A 21,179-nucleotide genomic window follows, 5' to 3' on the forward strand; every position below is an offset into this window, starting at 1 on the left:
GGGGCGCCGAGAAGCTTATTTCCCAGCCTCTGTTTTTCTCTCAATTAATTAAGTTAGTAGCGCACCATGAAGCCAAAGTGCTGGTGTTCACCAGTTAACCGGGCCACATGGCGCTCCATGACCTTACGGCGTTGACCAAACATCATCCAGGCGGTAATCCCCGCGAAGACGACTAGCTCCAGGATCGCACTAAGCCAGTCAGCCCAAGTCGTGGCCCCCTTCATCAGGTCAGAGCCGGTGACGATGAAGCTCGTCCAGTCCAGCAGGCCATGCATCACAATTGCCAACCAGAGCTGACCGGTGTAGACGTAAACCACGGCAAAGAAGAGACCCAGGGCAAAAGCACTGAGCGCCTGAAGAACCGTCATGTCCCAGTGCTGGAGCATGGCGTTAGACAGGTGAGCCAGACCAAACAGGAGAGCGCTGGTGACGATCGCCAGTGGCAGGCGTTGCTTGATGTTTCGCCAGGCATAAAATAGGATTCCCAGAACTGCGAAACGGAAGAGGGTCTCCTCCGTCACGCCCGCTTCGAATGCCGACACCGTCAGGTGCCAGTTGATCAAGTGGAGGTTCGGCCACTGACCGACGTTCAGGCTGGTGAAGAGGAGGTCAATTACGACCAATCCCAGCAGAATCCACCAGTTAAAGTCGCCGCTCCAGTGCGGACGCAGGCCCGGCCAGGATAACTTCCAGGCCCGCATGGCCGTTGTCATCAGGATGAAGTAGGCCACCGTCCCCACCGCGCCCGTTGACAAGGCGAGCAGCAGGAAGTGGTTGTCGATCAGGTCGATCGGCAGGGCCATCAGGGGCAAGAATACCACCGTCACCGTCCAGAAGGCGAAGATAAAGCGTTCAATGCTGAAGGTCAACTGGCTCCCGATCACGCTAGCAAATGGGGCAAACATGATGAAGTAGTACACGATCATCAGGGTAACGACGCCACGGGACGGTAGGTGCAGGAGAACAATTATTTCCCGGGTAATAACATCCCAGGCAAGGATTAAGATCAGCGGCTGGGTTAGGGCCTGTAGCCAGGCATTGACTCGCTTGATGGGCGACGGTAACTGTTCCCAGAGCTCCGCAACCAGGGCAACCGCCAGGATTGCAACTGTACACAGGAGCAGGAGCGCAATCCGGTGACGGTTGAACTCGTAGTTACGGATCATCATCATGGCGAGAATCAGTAGGATGGCACCGATCTGTACTCGGTACCAAATTTTTAGGTAATCACTTCCAGACATCTGGAGTACCTTCCTCTCTAACAATAGCTTATAAAATTATAATTGTTCCCCTCAATGATACCAGAAAAGCGCCACTTATTTAACCGAAAAAGGCCAGTGATCGTGAAATTACGACCACTGGCCTTGCCTATTTCCGATTACTTGCTAGCAACCGGTGTCTTTTCGTTTTTCTTGTTGTGGGACCGGTGTTGGTGGTGTCCACCGTGGTTGTTACCTTGGTGGCCCTTCTTGCCCTCGTGTTGGCCACTCTTCCGGTTAGAATGACGATAGTGATGATTCTCGGTCCGGTTATCCCCGTTCAGGATGGTAATCATTGGGATGATCACCGGCTTCCGGCCCGTCCGGTCAAAGAGTAGCTTCTGCAACCGGCTGACAATCGTCCGGTTCAGGGCCCGCTGGTCAACCACCTTATGATTCTTGAAGGTGTTCAGGATAGCCCAGAAGGCCTCGTGGTTGGCAGCCTTAATCAGCTCCTGGGACTCGTGCATGTAAACAAAGCCTCGGGAGACGATGTCCGGCCCGGCCACGATCTGGTAGTCCTTAAGATTAACCACGGCAATAGCAGTTACGACCCCTTCTTCAGAGAGCAAACGACGCTCCCGGATCTCAGGGTTACCAACTGTATCGCCGGCATCCCGACCGTCAATGTAGACGTCTGAAACGCTGTCGATATGGTCAGCCAGGCGACAGGAGTCCTTCGTCAGTGCCAGGACGTCACCGTTCTCAAGGATAAAACAGTTCTCCTTTGGCACTCCAGTCATCTGGGCCAGCTTGGTGTGGATCTTCTGCATCCGGTATTCCCCGTGAACTGGGGCAAAGAACTTCGGCTTCATCAGTCGCAGCATGAACTCTTCGTCGATCTGACCACCATGCCCGGAGGTGTGGATGTTGTTGACGTAACCGTGAACGACCGCGGCACCGTCCTCTTCCAGCTTGTTGATCAGGGCGTTAACGATGGTTGTGTTCCCTGGGATAGGGTTGCTGGAGAAGACAACCGTATCACCAGGCTGGATTGAGATCTGCCGGTGGGTGCCGTTGGCAATCCGGCTCAATGCGGCCATCGGTTCACCCTGAGACCCGGTACACATGATCAGAACCTTCTCCGGTGGGTAGTTGTTGATCTTGTTTTGATCAATCAGCGACTCCTTGGGGATGTTTAAGTAGCCGAGCTCCTGGCCCGCGGCAATCGCGTTCTCCATACTCCGCCCAAAGACCGCAATCTTACGGCCCTGAGCAATGGCAGCATCGGAGGCTTCACGCAGCCGGTAAACGTTAGAGGCGAAGGAGGCGAAGATGATTCGGCCCTTGATTCGCTCAAAGATCCGACGAATGTGAATGTCAACCCACCGTTCCGACTTGGTGAATTGCGGCCGCTCGGCGTTAGTACTATCAGAGGTCAGCAAGAGAACCCCATCGTCGCCTAGCTTGGCCATCTGCTGGAGGTTTGGCCCCGGCAAGTGACCAACCGGCGTCAGATCAAACTTGAAGTCCCCGGTCTGGACAATCGTTCCCTGCGGTGTATGAACCGCTACCCCGATCGTATCGGGGATAGAGTGCGTCGTCCTAAAGAAGCTGACCCAGAGCTTCTTGAAGTGGACCTCGTCAAACTCATTAATCTCGTGTAGTTCGGCGCTACGCAGGAGGTGCTTCTCGTCCAGCTTCCCCTTGATCAAAGACATGGCAAACGGGGTCGCGTAGATTGGTACATTCACCTTCTGGAGGAAAAACGGTAACCCACCGATATGGTCTTCGTGACCGTGGGTAATGAAGATTCCCTTGATCTTATCCTTGTTTTCGACCAGGTAATCGTAGTTCTGAATGACGTAATCAACCCCGAGAAGCTCGTCTTCTGGGAAGAGGACCCCACAGTCAATGATCACGATCTCGTCTTGGAATTGGACACAGTACATGTTCTTACCGATTTCGCCAAGACCACCCATGGCGAAAAAGGCAACTTCGTTATTCTTAATTTTTAGCTTTGCCATAATACCTTTCTTTCCTTTTGTAATTTTATTTAGCGTGACTATACTAACGGAAAATAAGTAAGCCAAAAGAACCGTTTGCAGGTCGGCAAGGACGGTGCAACTCTTATTTAGTTTTCTTATTTTGGGTTAATTTTATCCGTACGTAAAACTACATTTATTTTACCACAAGTCTAAAAATCAGAACAACAAAAAAGACTGCGAAGCACCTTCGCAGTCCATCAATTGGTCTTAAGTTAGTCCTCACTCGGTAGTTGTTCTTCCTGATTCTCCCAGGAAACGTCCCAGTCCACGACCGGTTCGCCGTCCTGCTGGTAAAGCACGTTGGTGAGTTGCTTCATGATCTCAACATAGGCACTCTTGGAGAGACGATAACTCTCGGCAACCAACTCACTGTGGCCCATGAATTTATTCAGGTTGAGGATTTCGTTGATCGTCCCCATCACCCCGTTAGAAACCTTGGCACCCAGTATCTCCAGGCTACCCTGCCGATACTGCTTAACGTAGTAGTTAATAAATGACTTTAAGGCATGCTCCTGGGCCGGCGCACTCAGGTCAGAATAATGTAGTCTTTCTTCACTCACAAGACTCGTCCCTTTCATAATTAAATAATTAGTCAATTACACCATACCACAATAATCGGATCAGGTTAACTAATCGTCCTGAACCGGCCGTAGGTGAAGGGTCGTCTTCCCATCCTGGTCAACCCGGGCGTAGACCTCCTTGGTCGGATCGTCGTCGAGCTTTCCCAACATAACCAGGCCATCGCCGTTGTCGTCCTGGTCAATCGATTGAATCCGGTCGGTGATGAAGTGCCGAAAAACCTTCCCCAGGGTCCGGCGCTCGTGTTCCTTTTGGACGGCAACCTGCAGGGTGTAGCCCTGGTCAAGGTAGAACTTAATTGTCCGAACCTGGTAGGCCGTCATCAGGCTGAAGTGGTGGTTCTTATTCTGCTGGCCCTGCTGGGAGTGAATGAAGCCCTTGCGCTCCCAATAGCGCAGCTGACTCGGCGACACCCCCGTCACCTTGGCCAGTTCAGTCATGCCGATCTTAATGTCGTTGCTTTTAAAAATTTCACGGAATTGCTTTCCCAGTGCGTCCATACGGTACTCCCCTCCATATTTTATCGGATCTTATTATTATTTAATTTGCGATCTTTGTCAAATTATTTGACAAAGGTACCCAATTTGATTATATTTTTCACATTGCTATTTTTACGAAAAGAGGTCTTTACTTGTGAATCATAATCCACAAGCGGTTGATATCACCGGCAAACCTTATAATCGTAGCCTGATGGTCCTGGTCCTTTTGATCGGGGCTTTTTGTACGATTTTAAACCAGACGATCCTATCGACCGCTTTTCCGGCATTAATGAATGCCTTTAACATCAGCACCTCCACCGTTCAGTGGCTGACCACTGGCTTTTTGATGGTCAACGGGATCATGATCCCGGTCAGTGCCTACCTGAGCAGCCGTTTCAACACACAGTTGCTGTTTATCCTGGCAATGTCAACTTTCGAGGTAGGCACTATCATGTCCTGGTTGGCACCATCCTTTGGCGTCCTACTCGCCGGGCGACTTATCCAGGCGGTCGGCGTTGGGGTCAACATGCCGCTGATGCAAAACATCATGCTGACTATCTACCCACCAGAAAAACGGGGCGCCGCCATGGGGATCAACGGCCTCGTCATCGGGCTGGCCCCGGCGATCGGTCCAACCCTGTCTGGATGGGTCATCGATAACTTCAGTTGGCGTTGGCTCTTCGGGATGATCGTCCCGATTGCCGCCCTAGTCATCCTGGCCAGCTTCTTTCTCGTCAAGAACGTTATCCCGAACCGGCGGCCCCACCTCGACTGGCTATCTGTCATTATCTCGACACTTGGCTTCGGGAGTATGCTCTACGGCTTCTCCAGTGTCGGTGACAAGGGCTGGACCAATCCGGTCGTCGTCTCAACGATCATTATCGGGGCCATCCTGGTTGCCATCCTCGTTTGGCGTCAGGGTAAACTCGACGAACCGTTTCTGGAATTCAAGGTCTTTGAGAGTGGTGAGTTTACCCTTGCCACGGCGCTCAGCTCCATCGTCATGATGGCGATGGTCGGGGTCGAATTGGTCATTCCGCTCTACCTGCAGATTATCCACGGAATGTCAGCCTTTCATTCTGGGCTGACCCTCCTCTTCGGGGCAATCTTCATGGGTCTGATGAGCCCAATCACCGGGAACCTCTTTGACCGTTACGGTGCCAAGCGGCTAGCCGTCACCGGGATGTTTATCCTCTTCGTCGGCACCCTGCCCTTTGCCTTCATTACCCGGGACACCCCAACTATCGATATCGTCTTCCTCTATGCGGTCCGGATGTTTGGGATCTCGATGGTCATGATGCCAGTGACGACCGCTGGGATGAACTCCCTGCCCTACCAGCTGATCTCCCACGGTACCGCGGTCAATAACACGATTCGCCAGATGGCCACCTCCGTCGGGACCGCGATCATGATTTCCGTTTTGACCAACATCACCAACGGTCACAAGCCGGGCCACGCCCTACTGGCCCAGTCCCCACTCCAGTACAAGGCCAAGATGTTTGACGCCACCCTGATGGACTACCACGCCGCCTTCTGGTTTACCATCGCCTTTGCCTTCCTGGGGCTGATCCTAACCTTCTTCGTCACGTCGGGTAACGGAATTCACCAGCGAATCGACAGCGAAGATATCCTCAACGACAAGGGAGGTGCTAACTAATGGTTATTGTCTTAACCTTTCTCGGGGCTGTTTGTTTCTTCCTCAGCATCATGTTTACCCGGAGCCGGGCCTCACGGATCGTGTTGGCCACCATCACCGGACTGGTCTTTGTTGGTTCAACGGCCCTGATGACCCTGAACTACAGCCAGCACTTCGGTATGCACCAGGTCACCACGACCACCAGCCGCCAGATCTACCCGGTCAACGCCAAGATGCCGCTGGCCCTTTATCAACCGGTCGGTACCAGCGGCAAAGATGATGTCTACATCTACAAGACTAAGCCGTCGCAGACGAAACCGACCCACACCCAGGCTAACGAATACACCCACAGTCAGGTCAAGTGGAAGAAATCTGGTGATCCCCGACTCGTGACCACCACAACCCGTTGGCGCTTCAAGAATGACTTCTACAAGGTCCTCTACGCCTGGTCCGGGATGGACGGTACCCTGGTCAAGCGGACCAACACCCTGGAGTATCCACGGACCTACGTCCTACTGACCACCAAGCAGGCTAAGCAACTCCAGGCCAAGGCCAAGTCGCCGGCCGGTCAACAGGCCATGGCTACGACTCGCCAGCAGGGACAGGCCTACGTTACCAGTCGGGTTCAGGCTGCCATGACCAAGAATCCCCACATGACGGCTGCCCAGATTCGGGCCGTCGCCAAGCAGGCCGAGCAGGAGTTCCAGGCCAAGAAGGTTCAGGCCCTGCTAAAATAGGATTTAAACGTTAAAACGACGCTATCCGCACGATGACGTCGTTTTTCTTATGCCATGATTTCATTAAAGACTGCCGGTAACGGCGATGTGAAGCTGAGCTGACGCCGGCTGAAGGGGTCCAGGAAGGCCAGGTGGCTGGCGTGGAGCAGCTGGTGGTCGACCCGGCTAGTGTCACCACCGTAGAGGGCATCGCCGAGCAAGGGGTGACCGATGGCGGCAAAGTGGACCCGGATCTGGTGAGTCCGACCGGTGTGGAGGCGAACGCGAACGCGGGCCCAATCGTCGCCCTGGTCCTCAACCCAATACTCGGTCAAAGCTTGTTGGCCATCGTCAGCCACCACTCGGCGAACCTGGCCGGCCACCCGGGCGATCGGTTGGTCAATTGTTCCGTGATCAGCGGTAAAGTGACCGCTAACCAGGGCCGTGTACTCTTTCACCATCTGGTGCTGCTGGACCTGCTGACTGATCATACTTGAGGCCACGTGGTGCTTGGCTACCAGCAGGAGGCCGCCCGTGTCACGGTCGAGCCGGGTAATCAGGTGGGGCCGCTGGTCTGGGGATTGCTGGTCAATCAGGTAACCGGTGACCCGGTTCAGGATCGTCCCGTTGGCCACACCGGGACCGGGAATCGAGGTCACCCCGGCCGATTTGTCGATGACCAGCCAGTTATCGTCTTCATAGACAACCTGCAGAGGATCATGGCTAACCGCCACCGTCGGATCAACCGGCTCGGGCTTAACCCTAATCGTCAAGGGCTGGTTGGGCAGGATCTTGGTAGTCGGCCGGACCGGACGGTGGTCAACCAAAAACTCCCCCTCCCCTTTTTTGATGTCGTTGAAGAGACGGTGTCCCATCCCCAATGACTGCAGGAACTTCTTGATCTTGACCGGTTCCGCACCAGTATACTGCCAACTTGCTTCCATTGTTTACCTCCCAAAATTTTGCGTACAAAAAAAGTTGAGTCAACTGACTCAACTTCATAACGACGGTCCGTACGAGACTCGAACTCGTGATCTCATCCGTGACAGGGATGCGTCCTAAACCAACTAGACCAACGGACCATTTGACAACATCTATGAGTATACGTGAATTTAATTCAACCGTCAACTACTAATTTACCATTGCCCCCTCCCGACGGTCTAATAAATAGCTTATAATAATTATGTTAGTTGTTTCAGAGAGGAGTTTTTCTAATGAAATCACTAGGTATGCGTTTCGAATCCTGGTGGGAAAATTATTCACGGATTATCAAGCTGCTATTCGTAACCTCGGTCCTCGTGTTCGTGGTTCACGCACTCGGCAGCTTTTTCAAGACCGTCGACTGGCATAAGGTGGGGATCGGTCTGACCGACCTGACCTGGGAGCAGTTTCTGCTCTTGATGGTTGCTGGCTGTATTGCCGTTATCCCGATGCTCGGTTACGACTTCGCGGTAACCCGATTATTACCCGGGAAATTTAAGTGTTCCTATGTTATCCGCTGCGGGTGGATCACTAACACCCTGACCAACATTGCAGGCTTCGGCGGCCTGCTGGGATCGTCTTTGCGGGCCTACTTCTATCGGAAGAACGCCAGCAAAAAAGAGATACTGCTGGCCATTTCAAAGATCGCAATCTTTCTCTTGTCCGGACTGTCGGTTCTCTGCTGGGTGGCCCTGATCATCATGTTTGGCTTCCACGATGGCGGTCACTTCAACCAGTATGCCATCTGGCTAATCGGCGGCGGGCTCTACTTTCCGATTGTCTTCTTCGTCACCCAGGTTTACAACAGTAACGTCTTCAAGGACATCACGCCAAAATTAGAGGCCTTTATCGTCACCAGTTCGACCTTTGAATGGCTCTTCGTGGCCCTCTTCTTCCTGCTAGTCGGCTGGTGTCTCGGGGTTCGTGATAACCTGATCAGCGTCCTTCCCCTTTACGTCGTCGCCCAGGTTCTTGGGGTAATCTCCATGATCCCCGGAGCGCTGGGGTCCTTCGACGTTATGATGATCCTTGAGCTCTCCCTGCTTGGGGTACCCCAGACGACCATCATCATCTGGCTGTTGCTCTTCCGGATCTTCTACTACATCGTGCCGCTGATCCTAGCAGCTGTTATGTTCCTCCACAACCTGGCCCAACAGGTCAACGAGTTCTTCGATGGTCTCCCACTGATGATGCTGCATAAGACGGCCTACTTTCTAATCACTGCCTTCATGTACATCTCTGGAATCCTGATGCTGTTAACCGCCTCGGTACCGGATCTGACTAGTCAAAATAAGATTATCCAACGGCTCTACCCCTACACCTTCTTCTTCTTGCACCAGATGACCACGATTCTCTTCGCGGTTGCCATGCTAGCCTGTGCCCGTGGGCTGCAGGCTAAGGTCAAGAAGGCGTACTGGCCCACCCTGGTCCTCCTGCTGATCGGAATTGGCAACACCATCTGGAACTTAGGGACGCTTAGCCTAACCATCTACCTGGTCATCGTCCTCCTCCTCGTGCTGATGTCACGGCACGTCCTCTACCGGGAGAAGCTCCAGTACTCCGTCAGCAAGTTCTTGATCGACGGAACCATCTTCGCTGGCAGTTTCATCCTCTACGTAATCATTGGGGTGATTAATACACCGCAGTACATCAGCAAACACCATATTCCCGACTTTCTCTTCTTCCCCGGTGAAAGCGTCTGGCTATCCGGCCTGATAGGGTTGTTTCTTGGCCTGATTCTGATGTTCTTGATCCTGCGCTACTTCACTGCTGGCTGGGACCCATTTACTGCGGTTCACAGCTTCAACGCTGACCGGGTACGGGGCGTGATCAACGAATTTGGCGGTTCCTCTACCAGCCACCTGGCCTTCTTGCGGGACAAGGCAATTTACTACTACCAGGAGGGCGACCACGACCAACTCTTCTTCATGTATCGTAAGAAGAACGACCGGCTCGTGGTCATGGGTGACCCGGTCGGTAACAAGACCGTCTGGCGGTCAGCCTTCCGCCAGTTCATCCGGGCGGCGGACAAATACGACTACCAGCTGGTCTTCTACGAGGTCTCCAGTGAAGTCACCCTTCTCTTACACGAGTTCGGTTTCGACTTCATCAAGACCGGGGAAACCGGCCTGGTCAAGCTCGCCGACTTCACCCTGGCCGGTAAGAAGCAGCGGTCACAACGGGCCCTGATGCACAAGTTCGACCGAGAAGGGTACACCTTCACCGTCGAGCAACCGCCGTTTAGTGATGACCAGCTGGCCGAATTAAAGCGCGTCTCAGACAGCTGGCTGGGTAACCAGGTCGAAAAGGGCTTCTCACTGGGCTTCTTTGACCCCTACTACATCAACCAGGCCCCGGTCGGTGTCATTCGTGACAAGAACGGCAAAACGGTCGCCTTCGCCACCTTCATGCCAACCGGCGGCAAGGAGATCTTGACCATCGACCTGATGCGGCACAGCAAGGATGCCCCGTCCGGGATAATGGACAAGATCTTCATCAGTATGTACCAGTATGGCCAGGAGAATGGTTATACCTACTTCGACCTCGGGATGGCCCCCCTTTCCAACGTCGGTGAATACCAGTTCAGCTTCATCGAGGAGAAGGCAGCCCACTTCATCTACGAGTATGGCTACCACCTCTATGGCTTCCAGGGCCTGCGCCGCTACAAGGATAAGTACGCCTCGGTCTGGTACCCCCGTTACATCGCTTATCGGAAGAAGAACTCCCTGATTGCCACCATGCTGATCCTGGTCAGCGTTGTCAACCAGCGGGTCGATGCTCAGAATCACCACCTCTTCTTCTGGTTGAACAAAAATTAGTTTCAATAAACAAGTCAGCGACAACCGCCTAGTTGTGCCGACTTGTTTTTTCACCAGTCGCTGGTTTGAATAACAAATCAACTTAACCTATAATAATAAACGGAAAGCGTTTACTTTTGTTTTTATAATATAGGAAGGCGAGAATATGGCTACTGTATATCTTTCCGCAAAATTACCAACGATCACGACCAAGCTGCTCGATGCAGCGGGGATCGATTACGAGGTTTACGATGGTGAGGGGCTGATCACCAAGGACGAACTCCTCAAACACGTCGGCGACTGCCAGGTCCTAATCACCCCACTGTCGACCCAGGTCGATGCCGCGGTCATTGACGCCGCCCCAGAGCTCAAGCTGATCGCCAACTTTGGCGCCGGCTTCAACAACATTGACGTTAAGTACGCCCGGAGTAAGAATATCGACGTCACCAACACCCCATTCGTCTCATCCACGGCGACCGCCGAAGTCGCCTGTGGACTGATGATTGCCCTGATGCGGCGAATCGTTGAGGGTGACCACCGGATGCGGTCGATCGGTTTCGACGGCTGGGCCCCGCTCTTCTTCCTCGGCCACGAGCTGGCCGGTAAGACCCTCGGGATCGTCGGCCTCGGTAGCATTGGGAGCGCAGTTGCCAAGCGGATGCACGCCTTCAACATGAAGATCATCTACACCCAACGGCACCAGGCAGATCCGGCAGTTGAGGCCGCCTGTGCCGCCGAGTACGTACCACTAGATGACCTGCTCAAACGGGCTGATGTGATAACCCTTCACTGTCCGCTGACCGAAGCGACCCACCACATGATCGACGTAGACCAGCTGAAGATGATGAAGAAGTCAGCCATCCTGATCAACTGTGCCCGGGGTCCAGTTATTAACGAGGAAGCCGTCCTGAAGGCCCTCATCAACAAGGAGATTGCCGGGGCAGCCCTCGACGTCTACGAGAAAGAACCCCAGGTTGATGATGAATTCAAGGACCTCGACAACTTTATCCTGACGCCGCACATCGGCAACGCCTCCGTGGAAGCCCGGGACGCCATGGGTAAGATTGTCGCCACCAACGCCATTGCGGCCCTCAAGGGTGACCTGGTCAAGTACATCGTTAACAAGTAAGCTGCAATCCTGCAGCATACAAAAGGAGCGGCACGCTTTTTTCAAACAAACGTGCCGCTCCTTTTTACGTCCTTTATCGTTGCTCCATCAGATAATCATAGAGCATCTCGTGTTTGATCTGTTTGGTGTCGTAGCCGAGGACCTCAGCAATCTGGTAGGCAAAGGCCAGGGCCGTAGCCGGACCGCGGCTGGTGACCACCTTGCCGGCTTCGTCGACCACGGTAATCGTCTCCTTGAAGCGGGCATTCTTGGCCAGGCGGTCAACCTCTTCGTTGATCCCTGGGAAGCAGGTGTAGTCGCGCCCGTCCAGTAGACCATACTTGGCCAAAGTGATCGGGGCCGCGCACATGGCGGCGTTCCACTTCCCATGTTGGTTCCGCTGGCGCATCAGGTCCGCCAACCGCTCGTTGTCACGGAGCTTCTCGGCCCCGCCCCGGCCACCTGGGAAGGCAACCAGGTCATAGTCCAGCAAGTGATCATCAAGGACATGGTCACAGGTCAATTCGATCCCGTGGGCCCCAGGAACCTTGATCCCCTCCAGGCCAACCATGGTCGTTTCGATTCCCATCCGCCGCAGTACGTCGACGATCGACAATCCCTCAACTTCCTCACAACCAGGTGCAAATACTACCGCTACCTTTGTCAAAACAATCACTCCATCCTAACTATTCACAATCTTAACAACTTGTTTCATCACGGCATCAGCCTCGGGAACCGGGTAGAGTGGGTAAATATGAAACATCCCCCGCCCAACCGTGAAGTCCACCGGAATCCGGCTCTCCTTGATTTTCTCCACCAGCCGAGCGGCATCCGGGTACATGATCTCCCTGGTGCCGGCATAGACATGGACATCGCGGAGCTGGTCCAGGTCACCGTTTATTGGGCTCAGCCGGTAGTCACGGTGACTGGTATCCCCCGCCCAGAGGTCCGCGATCCGCCGTAGCCCATAGCGGGCCAGGGTGACGTCATCCTGTTCGTAACGGGCGATGACTGGGTTGGTCAGGTCCAGGTCCAGCCATGGGGAAATCAAAATCAGGTGGCCCGGCTGGGGCAGGCCCCGCTGGCCCAGGTACTCACTGAATCCCAGTGCCAATCCCGCCCCGGCGGAGTCCCCCATCACCGTGATATCACTGGCCGGCGCCTGCTGGTAGAGGTTGCCATAGAGCTGGGCAACCTCCTGGTAGGCCGCCCGAAAGTTATGCTGAGGAGCCAGGGAGTAAATTGGGACATAGATCCGCGCCCCTGTCGCCTGGGCCAGGCGGTTCAAGTACTGCCAATGAGTCTTGTCTGCGGGCTGGACATAGGCCCCACCGGCCAGGTAGACAATCACCTGCTGGTTAAACCCGCGCTCATTTAAGACATAGACCGGGACCCGGTAGTGCTTTAGTTGACGGAGCTTGACGTTGAAGGTCACCTGTGGCAGGTCGTAACGCTGGGCGTTGGTCTGTCGGGCCGTCTGGATCAGTTTGTCATATGCAGTGGGTTCAGCAAGGGCATGCTTGAAGCCACTAAGCTGGATTCCCATCTCGATGAAGGTGGCCTTGTTGGAGCGGTGGTCGCCACACCGGTGCAGGTCCCGAAAACTGTTGCTTAAATTGTTCACCAGTCGGCCGGCAAGTCCGCCCCGCAGCCGTTTGAGTCTTTCCATTCTTTCCGCCCCTTTAACCTCTTTATTCTTATCGTAACACGCTTCATAATACAATTTTGTTAAGATTTAGTTTAGAATATGGGCAAAGGAGACTTCAGTATGCATCAAGAATCACTGTTTGCTCAGGACAACGCCAATAACACCCCCCTGGCCAACCGGATCCGGCCGACGACGATTGATGAGTTCGTTGGCCAGCGCCACCTGCTCGGACCGGGGAAGGTCCTCCGCGACATCATCGAAAACGACCAGATCTCGTCCATGATCTTCTGGGGGCCGCCCGGCATCGGGAAAACCACCCTGGCAGAGATCATCGCCCACCAGACCAAGGCCCACTTCATCACTTTCAGCGCGGTAACCTCCAGTATTCGTGATATCCGTAAGATTATGGAGGAGGCCGAGCAAAACCGGGAGTATGGGGAACGGACCATCTGCTTCATCGATGAAATCCACCGCTTCAACAAGGCCCAGCAGGATGCCTTCCTTCCCTTCGTCGAACGCGGCAGTATCACCCTGATCGGGGCGACTACCGAGAACCCCTCCTTTGAGATCAACGCGGCCCTGCTCAGCCGCTGCCGGGTCTTTGTCCTCAAGTCCCTGACCACAGAGGATCTCGAGCAGGTTTTGCGCCGGGCTCTCAAACACCCCGCCGCTTTCCCGGGATTGACCATTCACTGTGCCGACGACGAACTCCACACCATCGCCCAGTTCGCCAACGGGGACGCCCGAATCGCCCTCAACACCCTGGAGATGGCGGTCTTGAACGGCCAACGAACCGGCAAGAAGGTCACCATCACCGATGACGACCTCGATCAGCTGGTCAACACCAAGTCCCTGCGCTACGACAAGCACGGCGAGGAACACTACAACATCATCTCGGCCCTCCACAAGTCGATGCGCAACAGCGACGTCGATGCGGCGGTCTACTGGTGCTCACGGATGATCGACGGTGGCGAGGATCCGCTCTACATTGCCCGCCGCCTGGTCCGCTTTGCCAGCGAGGATATCGGCCTGGCCGATACCAATGCCCTCCGCGTGGCGATCAACACCTTCCAGGCCTGTCAGTTCCTGGGAATGCCGGAGTGTGATGTCCACCTGACCGAGTGTGTGATCTACTTGGCGATCGCTCCCAAGTCCAACGCTGCCTACCAGGCCCGCCAGGAGGCTCACGCAGCGATCAAGAAGACCGGCAACCTCCCAGTCCCTCTTCAGATCCGCAATGCACCGACCAAGCTGATGAAGGACCTCCATTATGGTCAGGGCTACCAGTACGCCCATGACAGCAAGGATAAGTTGACCACCATGACCACGATGCCGCCGGAGCTGGCCGGCAGTCGCTTCTACCACCCTGGCGACCAAGGCTTCGAGCCCCGCTTCAGGGCCCGGATGGCACAGATCGCCGAATGGCATCGCCACCATCCCAAAAATAAAAAATAACGGAAAGTTACACCCGTTGTGGTGCAGCCTTCCGTTTTTCTATATTAGCCTTGTTTCTGGACCGCCAGGTGGTGCTTCCAGCCCAGCGGTACCACGATCAACAGTGAGATAACGATTAGGATAAGCGCCGCAATCACGATATCCCGGTAACCATTGTAGAGGATATCACGCATCGTCGGCACTAATGCCTTGGGCAGTGACCCGGCCGTCTCGGCGTTCGACAGCTTATTCAGCATGGTCAGCGTGATGCCGTGGGAATGTTGGACCCCCTTGAACAGCTGGTTATTGAGGATCACTCCATAGGCCGCCGCCATTAGGGTCTGACTGAGGATTCGCAGGAGGTAGCCCATCGAGGTGGCGATCGGGACGTCCCGCAGTTCGGCGTCGGTCTGGACACTGATTTGCAGGATGTTGAAGACCAGGCCAACCCCCATCCCCTCGAAGGCCCCCATCGTCAGCAGGAGCCAGAACGGGGCGTCCTCACCGGCAATCCAGATGCCAAGGAAGGCGATAAAAATCGAGGCGGCCCCACAGGTGACAATCCAATACTTCCCCCAGCGGTCCTGGAGAAACGGCACCAGCTCGGAGCCGATAAAGTTGGTGACCGCCCCCGGAATCTGGGTCATTCCCCCGAGGAGGGCACTTAGCCCCAGCAAGCCCTGGGCCCACATTGGAATGTAGGTTATGAAGGCAATGAAGGATCCCCAGATAATCACAAATAGGGAAAAGTCGATCACCAGCTCGCGGTTCTTGAAGAGCCGACTCGGTACGATCGGATCAGCCGCCTTGTTGTCGACCTGGGCCATCCAGTAGAGCAGGCCCACGCCAATCAGGAAAAGGAACACGACCACCCACCAGGCAACCGAGCCGATTAACTGGACAGCCACCAGGATCATGGTCAGGCTAGTCACCAGCAGGGTTGCGCCGAGGTAGTCAACCGGCTTACCAGCTGCCTGTTGTCCCGAGTTCCGGTAGAAGATCGAAATGATGGTGATCGCCACAATCGCGATGGGGACGTTGACGTAGAAGACCCAGTGCCAGCTCCAAGTATCGACCAGCCAGCCCCCGAGCAGGGGACCAATGATCGAGGCCGTCCCGAAGCAGGCACTGGAGATCCCCAGCACCTCGGCCCGTTTCCGCAGGTTCTGGTAGATCTCGGCGAAGACGATGAAGGGGATCGTGTTCATTCCCCCAGCACCAATTCCCATCACCGTCCGCGCGATGATGAACCAGAGAATGTTAGGCGCCAGCCCCTGGAAAATAGCCCCGACCATGAACATCATCGTGGCGCTAATGTAGGCAACCTTGTTCCCCTTGTGCTCACCGAACTTGCTCCACAGGGGCGTGGCCACCGCCATCCCCAGCAGGAAGGTGGCCACGATCCAGCCCATGTACTGCAGGGCGTGGAGGTCACTGGTGATCGCTGGCAGGGCAGTGTTGACAATTGTCCCATCCATCCCGGCCATGATGTTGGAAAGCAGCAGAGCCCCGGTAACAATTGTCCGACGTTGATTTTCTAGCACAAACTCATCCTCCCATTTGATGCTTTAGAACAAAAAAACTCCTTGCAAGCAAGAAGTTTCAAAATCTATGGTTCTATTATACGGGCAAAGCATCGAAAAGTATATTACTTTATTTGTTTTTCTGCTCATGCATTTTCTGTATGAAGCGACCGAGACGCTGCCAATCGGCTTCCACCGTGGGCTGAAGACGCCGGGCATACAGGACCGCTGCCGGGTGGTACATCGGGAAAATTTGATACTGGCGCTGGCTCAATCGGTAGCCATTGCCAGCTGGATCGGCCTCCTGAACGGGAACTGTCAGTAGGTGGTCATGGAGCCGACCGATATTAGCCTGGGGGCCGAGGAGGCGTTGGAGAGCGGTGTTGCCCAAGGGGACCAGCACCTGGGGATCAACATAGCCCAGTTCCCAGTCAAAGAGCGGTGCGAAGGCCCGAACCTCACTCTTAGTCGGGGTCCGATTTGGCCGCTTCTCCACCAACTCGCCGGTTTTCTTATCCCGGACCTGCTTAATTGAGTACGGGCGTTGGCGAACAACACTGGCGATGTAGACCGTCTGCTGGGAGTAGCCAATCGACTCAACCAGCTTCATCAGTTCCTGCCCCGACGCCCCGGAAAAAGGGATGTTGACCTGCTCCTCGTGGCGGCCAGGGGCCTCCCCGATCAGCATCAATTCCGGGTGACGGGGACCCTGCCCCGGGGTAAACCCGGTCAGGCGCCGGCCTGCGGTGGCCGCCTTGACCTGGGCTAGGAGGTCAGTGGGATACTTAATAATCATCTGCTCACCCCCGTCAGCCGTTATGACGCCACTTGGTATCGGTCAGGATCCGGGCCGCAATCAGCCCGAGCGGTAAGAAGACAACGATCAGCAGTGCCTTGGTAATCCAGAGAGCACCGACACTGATCGAGGTCAGGCCGAGGTTATACATCCCCCGGTAGAGGTAGAGGCCCGGCACCATGATGACGATCGACGGCACCGTGATCGAGATCTGGGGGAAACGGACCTTGCGCTTGGCAATCGCTGCCAAGAGCCCGGCCACCAGGGCCCCGATAAAGGCCGCAGCCCCCGCTGGAATCATCGTCAGGTCGACCAGCTCCAGCCGGGTGGTGTTGGCCACCGCCCCAATCAGACCGGCAATTGCCGCCATCCGCGGGGTACTATTGAACATGATTGAGAAACCGAAAACCCCGCAGAAGCTGGCCGGAATCCGCAGCAGCAGCATCGCCATGTCCGACAGCGGCAGGGCGGCAAAGTTCTCCGGCCGCAGGTTCACCGCCAAGGCCACGATCCAGCCCACCAGGGTCGCCACCATGATAATGGCGATCGCGTAGGCCATCCGTTCCAGTCCCGACCGCATATCAAGCTTGGAGATATCCAAGCCACTAGTGATAAACGGGAATCCCGGGATGATGAAGAGCATCGCCCCGATGTAGCCGGCCTCGTGCCGTGAACTGACGTGAAGACAGAGCTGGAGCAGGCTCAACGACAACAGGTAGGTCAGACAGGCCACTGCCACCGCCACGGCAATGCAGGCAAAGAGAGTGATATGGCGGTCGATCAACTTACGGCGGACAAAATTACCCAACCCGGCCCCAATAAAGCTGCAGACCATCTCGATTGGTCCCCCGCCAAGCAGGAAAACGAAGGCGCTGCAGGCCAGGGCAGCCGCCAGTCCCACCTGGTAAGGAGCATAGTTTCCCTTGGAATGGTCGATCTTTTCCAGGTGAGCATGGATCTCCCCGATCGTCATCTCGTCACCGTGATCGTTGAAGTCGTCGATGAAGCGCTCCATCTTGGAGAGCTTGGTCGTATTGACCCCGGTGCTGGGCAGCGAGACCGCCTGGGTATAGCTATGGTGAGCATCCATACAGGTGTACTCGAGGGACACCAAACCGATGTCGACCGTGCAGGTCATCTTGAGCTTCCGGGCCACGATATTCATCGAGTCCCGCACCCGCCAAGCCCCGGTCCCATAGGAAAGCATCATCAGGCCGATCCGGCCGACAATGGCCGCCCGTTCGACCAGGTTGGCCTCGCTGGTCGGTGTGAAGTTATCATTGGTGAAGAAGTCCTGCCACGGAATCGCCATGTGGTGTTTTGCGGATAGGTGCCGCGCCGGCTCGAACGCCGACATGAGTTCATCATCTTTGCTCATGACTCTCAATGTCCCCCAAAATCAATTAATCAAAATTTGCCAAAATATCACTAATCATTATACGACCCCTGTCAATAGCCGGTACTAGTTTTTAATGGGGAGCTTGCGAAGGCGGTCGAGGAAGTCCTGCTCATCAGCGCTTAACACGTAGCCCTCCCGAATGGCCACCGAGATATAGAAGCGCTCCGGAAGGGGGTCAGTGATCTCAACAAGCTTGATCCCCGGCTCATTGGCTACGGCATCCTTGACCATCAGGCTGATCCCGATGTCTTGGCGTACCAGTTCCTTGATCCAGGAAATGTTAGGAATCCGGTACATCGCCACGGTCGGGTTAATTTGGGCATAGGTACAGTAGGCCCGGAAGGCAGCCTGGTGAACGTACTGCTGGTCGAAGCTGATGAAGCGCTCATTTGCTAGCTCCTTGAAACTAACCTGGTCACGCTGGGCGAGCGGGTTAGCGGTGCTGACGATCACCCCAAAGCGCCGGGTCGCAATCAGATCAGCAAACACTCCCGGCTCGTTGATCGGGGCGGTCGACCCTAGCAGGGCGATGTCAATCTTGCCGTTGCGGACCTGGTTCAGCAGCTCGTGGGAGCCGACCGAGGTGATCTTGAGCCGCGACAGGAGGTCCTTTGAGAACTCGCTGACAATCTTGGAGATGTAGAGTTTACCGATTATTGGCGGCATCCCAAAGCGGATCTGCTTCTGGTTGGCCCGACGGATCTCCTTGTGGGTCAGCTCGATCTTCTCGTTAATCAGCTGGGCATTAGCGTAGAGCAACCGCCCGCTGCGCGTGATCATCTCGTCACGGTGAACCCGGTCTTTGCGAACCAGGGGCGCGCCAAATTCGCGTTCAAGCCGCTGGATCGCCTGGGTGATCGTGGGCTGAGACACCTGGAATTGCTTAGCCACCTGGGTATAGTTCTTGTACTTGACCAGGGCGACAAAATACTGTAGATCACGCGTGTTCATTTGTTTTCCTCCATCGGGCAGATTTCATTTACAACAATCCATTATAGCAATTATTCGCCGGGGAAAACAAAAAGAGCCTGATTAGCAATCACTAGTCAGACTCTTTATATTTAATTACCACATACCGATCAGCTTCATCCAGAGACTGCCGATCCCGATCCAAACGACCAGGTAGAAGATCCCCAGGACAAAGTTCAGTGACCACCACTTGGACTGTGGCACGTAACCAGAACCGAAGAGAACTGGTGCCGGGCCAGAGGCGTAGTGGGTCGTGGAAGCCATCAGGTTACCGAAGAACCCAAGTAAGAGGGCCGCCAGCATTGGTGGCACGCTTGCGGAGATAGCAACAGCTAACAGGGCACTGTACATCGCCGTAACGTGGGCCGTTGAACTGGCGAACAGGTAGTGACTGTAGAAGTAGAAGACGATCAGGACGATCAGGACGAGAACCCAGTTCATCCCGTGCAGGGAACTGCTGATCGCCTTACTCAACCATGGGATGAAGCCCAGACTGGTCAGGGAGCCGGCCATCATGACCAGGACGGAGAACCAGGTCAGGGTGTTCCAGGCACCGGTCTCGTGGAGAACGTCCTGCCAGCTCAGCACCCCGGTCAACAGTAACAGTGCCAGGGCGATGAAGGCGGCCAGGGTGGCGTCGATGCCGATGAAGCTCCCGGTCATCCAGAGAACCAGGGCCAGGACGAAGATGACGGCCATGATCTTTTCGGCCACGCTCATTGGGCCCATCTCAGAAAGCTGTTCTTCCGCCCACTGCTTGGCATTCGGCGTTTCCTTAACCTCCGGCGGGTACATCTTGTAGATCAGCCATGGAACGACAATTAATGAGATGATCCCCGGAACCAGGGCGGCCAGGAACCAGCCCCCCCAGGTGATGTTAACACCGCTCCCCGTGGCCAGCGTTTGAACCAGCGGGTTGGCGGCCATCGCGGTCATGAACATGGCCGCAGTGATCATGTCACCATGGTATTCGGCAAAGATTAGGAAAGAACCAATCTTGCGCTGGGTCCCGTTCTTCGGATCAGAACCAAAGGACTGGGACAGTGACTTGATGATTGGGTACAGGACCCCACCGGCACGGGCCGTGTTACTTGGCGTGGCCGGGGCCAGGATCAGGTCGACCCCGATCAGGGAGTAGGCCAAACCCAGCGTCCTTTTACCGAAGGCCTTCACAAAGTTGAGGGCAATCCGACGACCAAGGCCGGTCTTAATGAACCCCCGGGCGATGAAGAAGGCCATCGCAATCATCCAGATGGAGGCATTCCCGAAGCCAACAATTGCCTTGTCCATTGGCACCGTCTTGGTTAGAACGGTCAGGGCAAAAGCGACGATAGAAACCCCACCGATTGGCAGCGGTCGGGTGATGCAGGCAATGATCGTCCCCACGAACAGGGCAAACATATGCCAGCCGGCAACCGGCACCGCGGCCGGTTTGATTGGCGTCATCAGCCAGAGGATCAATCCCACGACGACTGGCAAGATGAAGCCACGGTAGTTAACGTGTTCTAGTTTTTTCATCTCCTGAAATGTCAAATTAAGTTAGAAAGAAACTAACTGTGCATCTGTGATATTCTCCATGAATACCTCAATGGGTGTGCGGTAGTGCAGTGACTTCCGTGGAATATTGTTCCGGTATGACATTAGCTGAGTAACTAATTCATCCGGGAGATTACGGAAGTCTTTCTTTTTACTCAGACCATCACGCCGAAGAATACCGTTGGTGTTTTCGTTTAACCCTCGCTGATTAGGCGCACCGACTTCCGCAAAATATGTCTGGATATCGTGCTTATTGGCAATCTCACGCCAGCCTGCGAATTCCTTACCGTTGTCAAAGGTGATGGACTTAAAAAGATGACGAGGCTGTTT

General features: G+C 55.0%; 18 protein-coding genes and 1 tRNA gene. 5 read left to right on the plus strand and 14 right to left on the minus strand.

Annotation, left to right across the window (positions count from 1 at the left end):
• Positions 1-53: 53 nt before the first annotated feature.
• The 4 genes from FD34_RS06755 to FD34_RS06770 all read right to left on the minus strand — a co-directional run bounded on the left by FD34_RS06755 (position 54) and on the right by FD34_RS06770 (position 4,326).
• The gene (locus FD34_RS06755; protein WP_057808026.1) at positions 54-1,241 is read right to left on the minus strand and encodes a CPBP family intramembrane glutamic endopeptidase; all 1,188 of its coding nucleotides are present in this window, start codon (positions 1,239-1,241) and stop codon (positions 54-56) included.
• Between the two features lie 137 nt (positions 1,242-1,378).
• Positions 1,379-3,226 (minus strand): ribonuclease J1, encoded by a 1,848-nt coding sequence (gene rnjA, locus FD34_RS06760; protein ID WP_057808028.1) that lies wholly within the window; start codon positions 3,224-3,226, stop codon positions 1,379-1,381.
• Positions 3,227-3,459: 233 nt separating this feature from the next.
• Complete coding sequence (locus tag FD34_RS06765; RefSeq protein ID WP_057808030.1) at positions 3,460-3,807, minus strand: hypothetical protein; 348 nt, start codon at positions 3,805-3,807, stop codon at positions 3,460-3,462.
• Between the two features lie 69 nt (positions 3,808-3,876).
• Positions 3,877-4,326, minus strand: coding sequence for a MerR family transcriptional regulator (locus tag FD34_RS06770; RefSeq protein ID WP_057808032.1), 450 nt, complete (start codon positions 4,324-4,326; stop codon positions 3,877-3,879).
• Positions 4,327-4,516: 190 nt separating this feature from the next.
• On the opposite strand from FD34_RS06770, the gene FD34_RS06775 reads away from it, so the two are divergent.
• Positions 4,517-5,962, plus strand: a complete 1,446-nt coding sequence (locus FD34_RS06775; protein ID WP_152936796.1) for an MDR family MFS transporter — start codon at positions 4,517-4,519, stop codon at positions 5,960-5,962.
• The gene (locus FD34_RS06780) at positions 5,962-6,678 is read left to right on the plus strand and encodes a DUF4811 domain-containing protein (protein ID WP_057808036.1); all 717 of its coding nucleotides are present in this window, start codon (positions 5,962-5,964) and stop codon (positions 6,676-6,678) included. The genes FD34_RS06775 and FD34_RS06780 overlap by 1 nt, the downstream gene beginning before the upstream one ends.
• 47 nt (positions 6,679-6,725) lie before the next feature.
• Here FD34_RS06780 and FD34_RS06785 read toward each other — a convergent pair whose 3' ends face one another.
• A complete protein-coding gene (locus tag FD34_RS06785; protein ID WP_057808038.1) occupies positions 6,726-7,601 on the minus strand; it encodes an RluA family pseudouridine synthase in 876 nt (291 codons plus the stop codon).
• 63 nt (positions 7,602-7,664) lie between these two features.
• Positions 7,665-7,739: transfer RNA gene (locus FD34_RS06790), tRNA-Asp, on the minus strand.
• A gap of 132 nt (positions 7,740-7,871) precedes the next feature.
• On the opposite strand from FD34_RS06790, the gene mprF reads away from it, so the two are divergent.
• Both mprF and FD34_RS06800 read left to right on the plus strand, forming a co-directional pair.
• Complete coding sequence (mprF, locus tag FD34_RS06795) at positions 7,872-10,457, plus strand: bifunctional lysylphosphatidylglycerol flippase/synthetase MprF (RefSeq protein ID WP_057808039.1); 2,586 nt, start codon at positions 7,872-7,874, stop codon at positions 10,455-10,457.
• 145 nt (positions 10,458-10,602) lie between these two features.
• Complete coding sequence (locus FD34_RS06800) at positions 10,603-11,565, plus strand: 2-hydroxyacid dehydrogenase family protein (protein ID WP_057808042.1); 963 nt, start codon at positions 10,603-10,605, stop codon at positions 11,563-11,565.
• A gap of 73 nt (positions 11,566-11,638) precedes the next feature.
• Here FD34_RS06800 and FD34_RS06805 read toward each other — a convergent pair whose 3' ends face one another.
• Both FD34_RS06805 and FD34_RS06810 read right to left on the minus strand, forming a co-directional pair.
• A complete protein-coding gene (locus tag FD34_RS06805; RefSeq protein WP_057808045.1) occupies positions 11,639-12,211 on the minus strand; it encodes a DJ-1 family glyoxalase III in 573 nt (190 codons plus the stop codon).
• A gap of 15 nt (positions 12,212-12,226) precedes the next feature.
• Positions 12,227-13,213 (minus strand): alpha/beta hydrolase fold domain-containing protein, encoded by a 987-nt coding sequence (locus tag FD34_RS06810; RefSeq protein ID WP_057808047.1) that lies wholly within the window; start codon positions 13,211-13,213, stop codon positions 12,227-12,229.
• Positions 13,214-13,312: 99 nt separating this feature from the next.
• On the opposite strand from FD34_RS06810, the gene FD34_RS06815 reads away from it, so the two are divergent.
• Positions 13,313-14,647: a replication-associated recombination protein A gene (locus FD34_RS06815; RefSeq protein ID WP_057808049.1), complete on the plus strand. Its 1,335-nt coding sequence runs from the start codon at positions 13,313-13,315 to the stop codon at positions 14,645-14,647.
• A gap of 44 nt (positions 14,648-14,691) precedes the next feature.
• Here the strand turns inward: FD34_RS06815 and FD34_RS06820 are convergent, their stop codons facing one another.
• The 6 genes from FD34_RS06820 to FD34_RS06845 all read right to left on the minus strand — a co-directional run.
• Positions 14,692-16,170, minus strand: coding sequence for an MFS transporter (locus FD34_RS06820; protein WP_152936766.1), 1,479 nt, complete (start codon positions 16,168-16,170; stop codon positions 14,692-14,694).
• Between the two features lie 109 nt (positions 16,171-16,279).
• On the minus strand, positions 16,280-16,945 hold the full coding sequence (locus FD34_RS06825; protein WP_083479925.1) for a uracil-DNA glycosylase: 666 nt from the start codon (positions 16,943-16,945) through the stop codon (positions 16,280-16,282).
• Positions 16,946-16,958: 13 nt separating this feature from the next.
• The gene (locus tag FD34_RS06830) at positions 16,959-18,323 is read right to left on the minus strand and encodes a threonine/serine exporter family protein (protein WP_057808051.1); all 1,365 of its coding nucleotides are present in this window, start codon (positions 18,321-18,323) and stop codon (positions 16,959-16,961) included.
• Positions 18,324-18,407: 84 nt separating this feature from the next.
• Positions 18,408-19,295, minus strand: a complete 888-nt coding sequence (locus FD34_RS06835) for a LysR family transcriptional regulator (RefSeq protein WP_057808054.1) — start codon at positions 19,293-19,295, stop codon at positions 18,408-18,410.
• 114 nt (positions 19,296-19,409) lie between these two features.
• Positions 19,410-20,831: an anion permease gene (locus FD34_RS06840; RefSeq protein ID WP_057808056.1), complete on the minus strand. Its 1,422-nt coding sequence runs from the start codon at positions 20,829-20,831 to the stop codon at positions 19,410-19,412.
• A gap of 21 nt (positions 20,832-20,852) precedes the next feature.
• Positions 20,853-21,179, minus strand: a 327-nt coding sequence (locus tag FD34_RS06845; protein WP_157046893.1) for an IS30 family transposase, incomplete at its 5' end; no start/stop codon positions are given.

Origin of the sequence: Limosilactobacillus pontis DSM 8475 (assembly GCF_001435345.1) — a bacterium.
Taxonomy (GTDB): Bacteria; Bacillota; Bacilli; order Lactobacillales; family Lactobacillaceae; genus Limosilactobacillus; species Limosilactobacillus pontis.

What these genes read in the sequence shown, in the direction of transcription:
- FD34_RS06755 (WP_057808026.1), bottom strand. Translation starts at nt 1,241, where the DNA reads ATGTCTGGAAGTGATTACCTAAAAATTTGGTACCGAGTACAGATCGGT.
- rnjA (WP_057808028.1), bottom strand. Translation starts at nt 3,226, where the DNA reads ATGGCAAAGCTAAAAATTAAGAATAACGAAGTTGCCTTTTTCGCCATG.
- FD34_RS06770 (WP_057808032.1), bottom strand. Translation starts at nt 4,326, where the DNA reads ATGGACGCACTGGGAAAGCAATTCCGTGAAATTTTTAAAAGCAACGAC.
- FD34_RS06775 (WP_152936796.1), top strand. Translation starts at nt 4,517, where the DNA reads ATGGTCCTGGTCCTTTTGATCGGGGCTTTTTGTACGATTTTAAACCAG.
- FD34_RS06780 (WP_057808036.1), top strand. Translation starts at nt 5,962, where the DNA reads ATGGTTATTGTCTTAACCTTTCTCGGGGCTGTTTGTTTCTTCCTCAGC.
- FD34_RS06785 (WP_057808038.1), bottom strand. Translation starts at nt 7,601, where the DNA reads ATGGAAGCAAGTTGGCAGTATACTGGTGCGGAACCGGTCAAGATCAAG.
- mprF (WP_057808039.1), top strand. Translation starts at nt 7,872, where the DNA reads ATGAAATCACTAGGTATGCGTTTCGAATCCTGGTGGGAAAATTATTCA.
- FD34_RS06800 (WP_057808042.1), top strand. Translation starts at nt 10,603, where the DNA reads ATGGCTACTGTATATCTTTCCGCAAAATTACCAACGATCACGACCAAG.
- FD34_RS06810 (WP_057808047.1), bottom strand. Translation starts at nt 13,213, where the DNA reads ATGGAAAGACTCAAACGGCTGCGGGGCGGACTTGCCGGCCGACTGGTG.
- FD34_RS06815 (WP_057808049.1), top strand. Translation starts at nt 13,313, where the DNA reads ATGCATCAAGAATCACTGTTTGCTCAGGACAACGCCAATAACACCCCC.
- FD34_RS06825 (WP_083479925.1), bottom strand. Translation starts at nt 16,945, where the DNA reads ATGATTATTAAGTATCCCACTGACCTCCTAGCCCAGGTCAAGGCGGCC.
- FD34_RS06830 (WP_057808051.1), bottom strand. Translation starts at nt 18,323, where the DNA reads ATGAGCAAAGATGATGAACTCATGTCGGCGTTCGAGCCGGCGCGGCAC.
- FD34_RS06835 (WP_057808054.1), bottom strand. Translation starts at nt 19,295, where the DNA reads ATGAACACGCGTGATCTACAGTATTTTGTCGCCCTGGTCAAGTACAAG.
- FD34_RS06840 (WP_057808056.1), bottom strand. Translation starts at nt 20,831, where the DNA reads ATGAAAAAACTAGAACACGTTAACTACCGTGGCTTCATCTTGCCAGTC.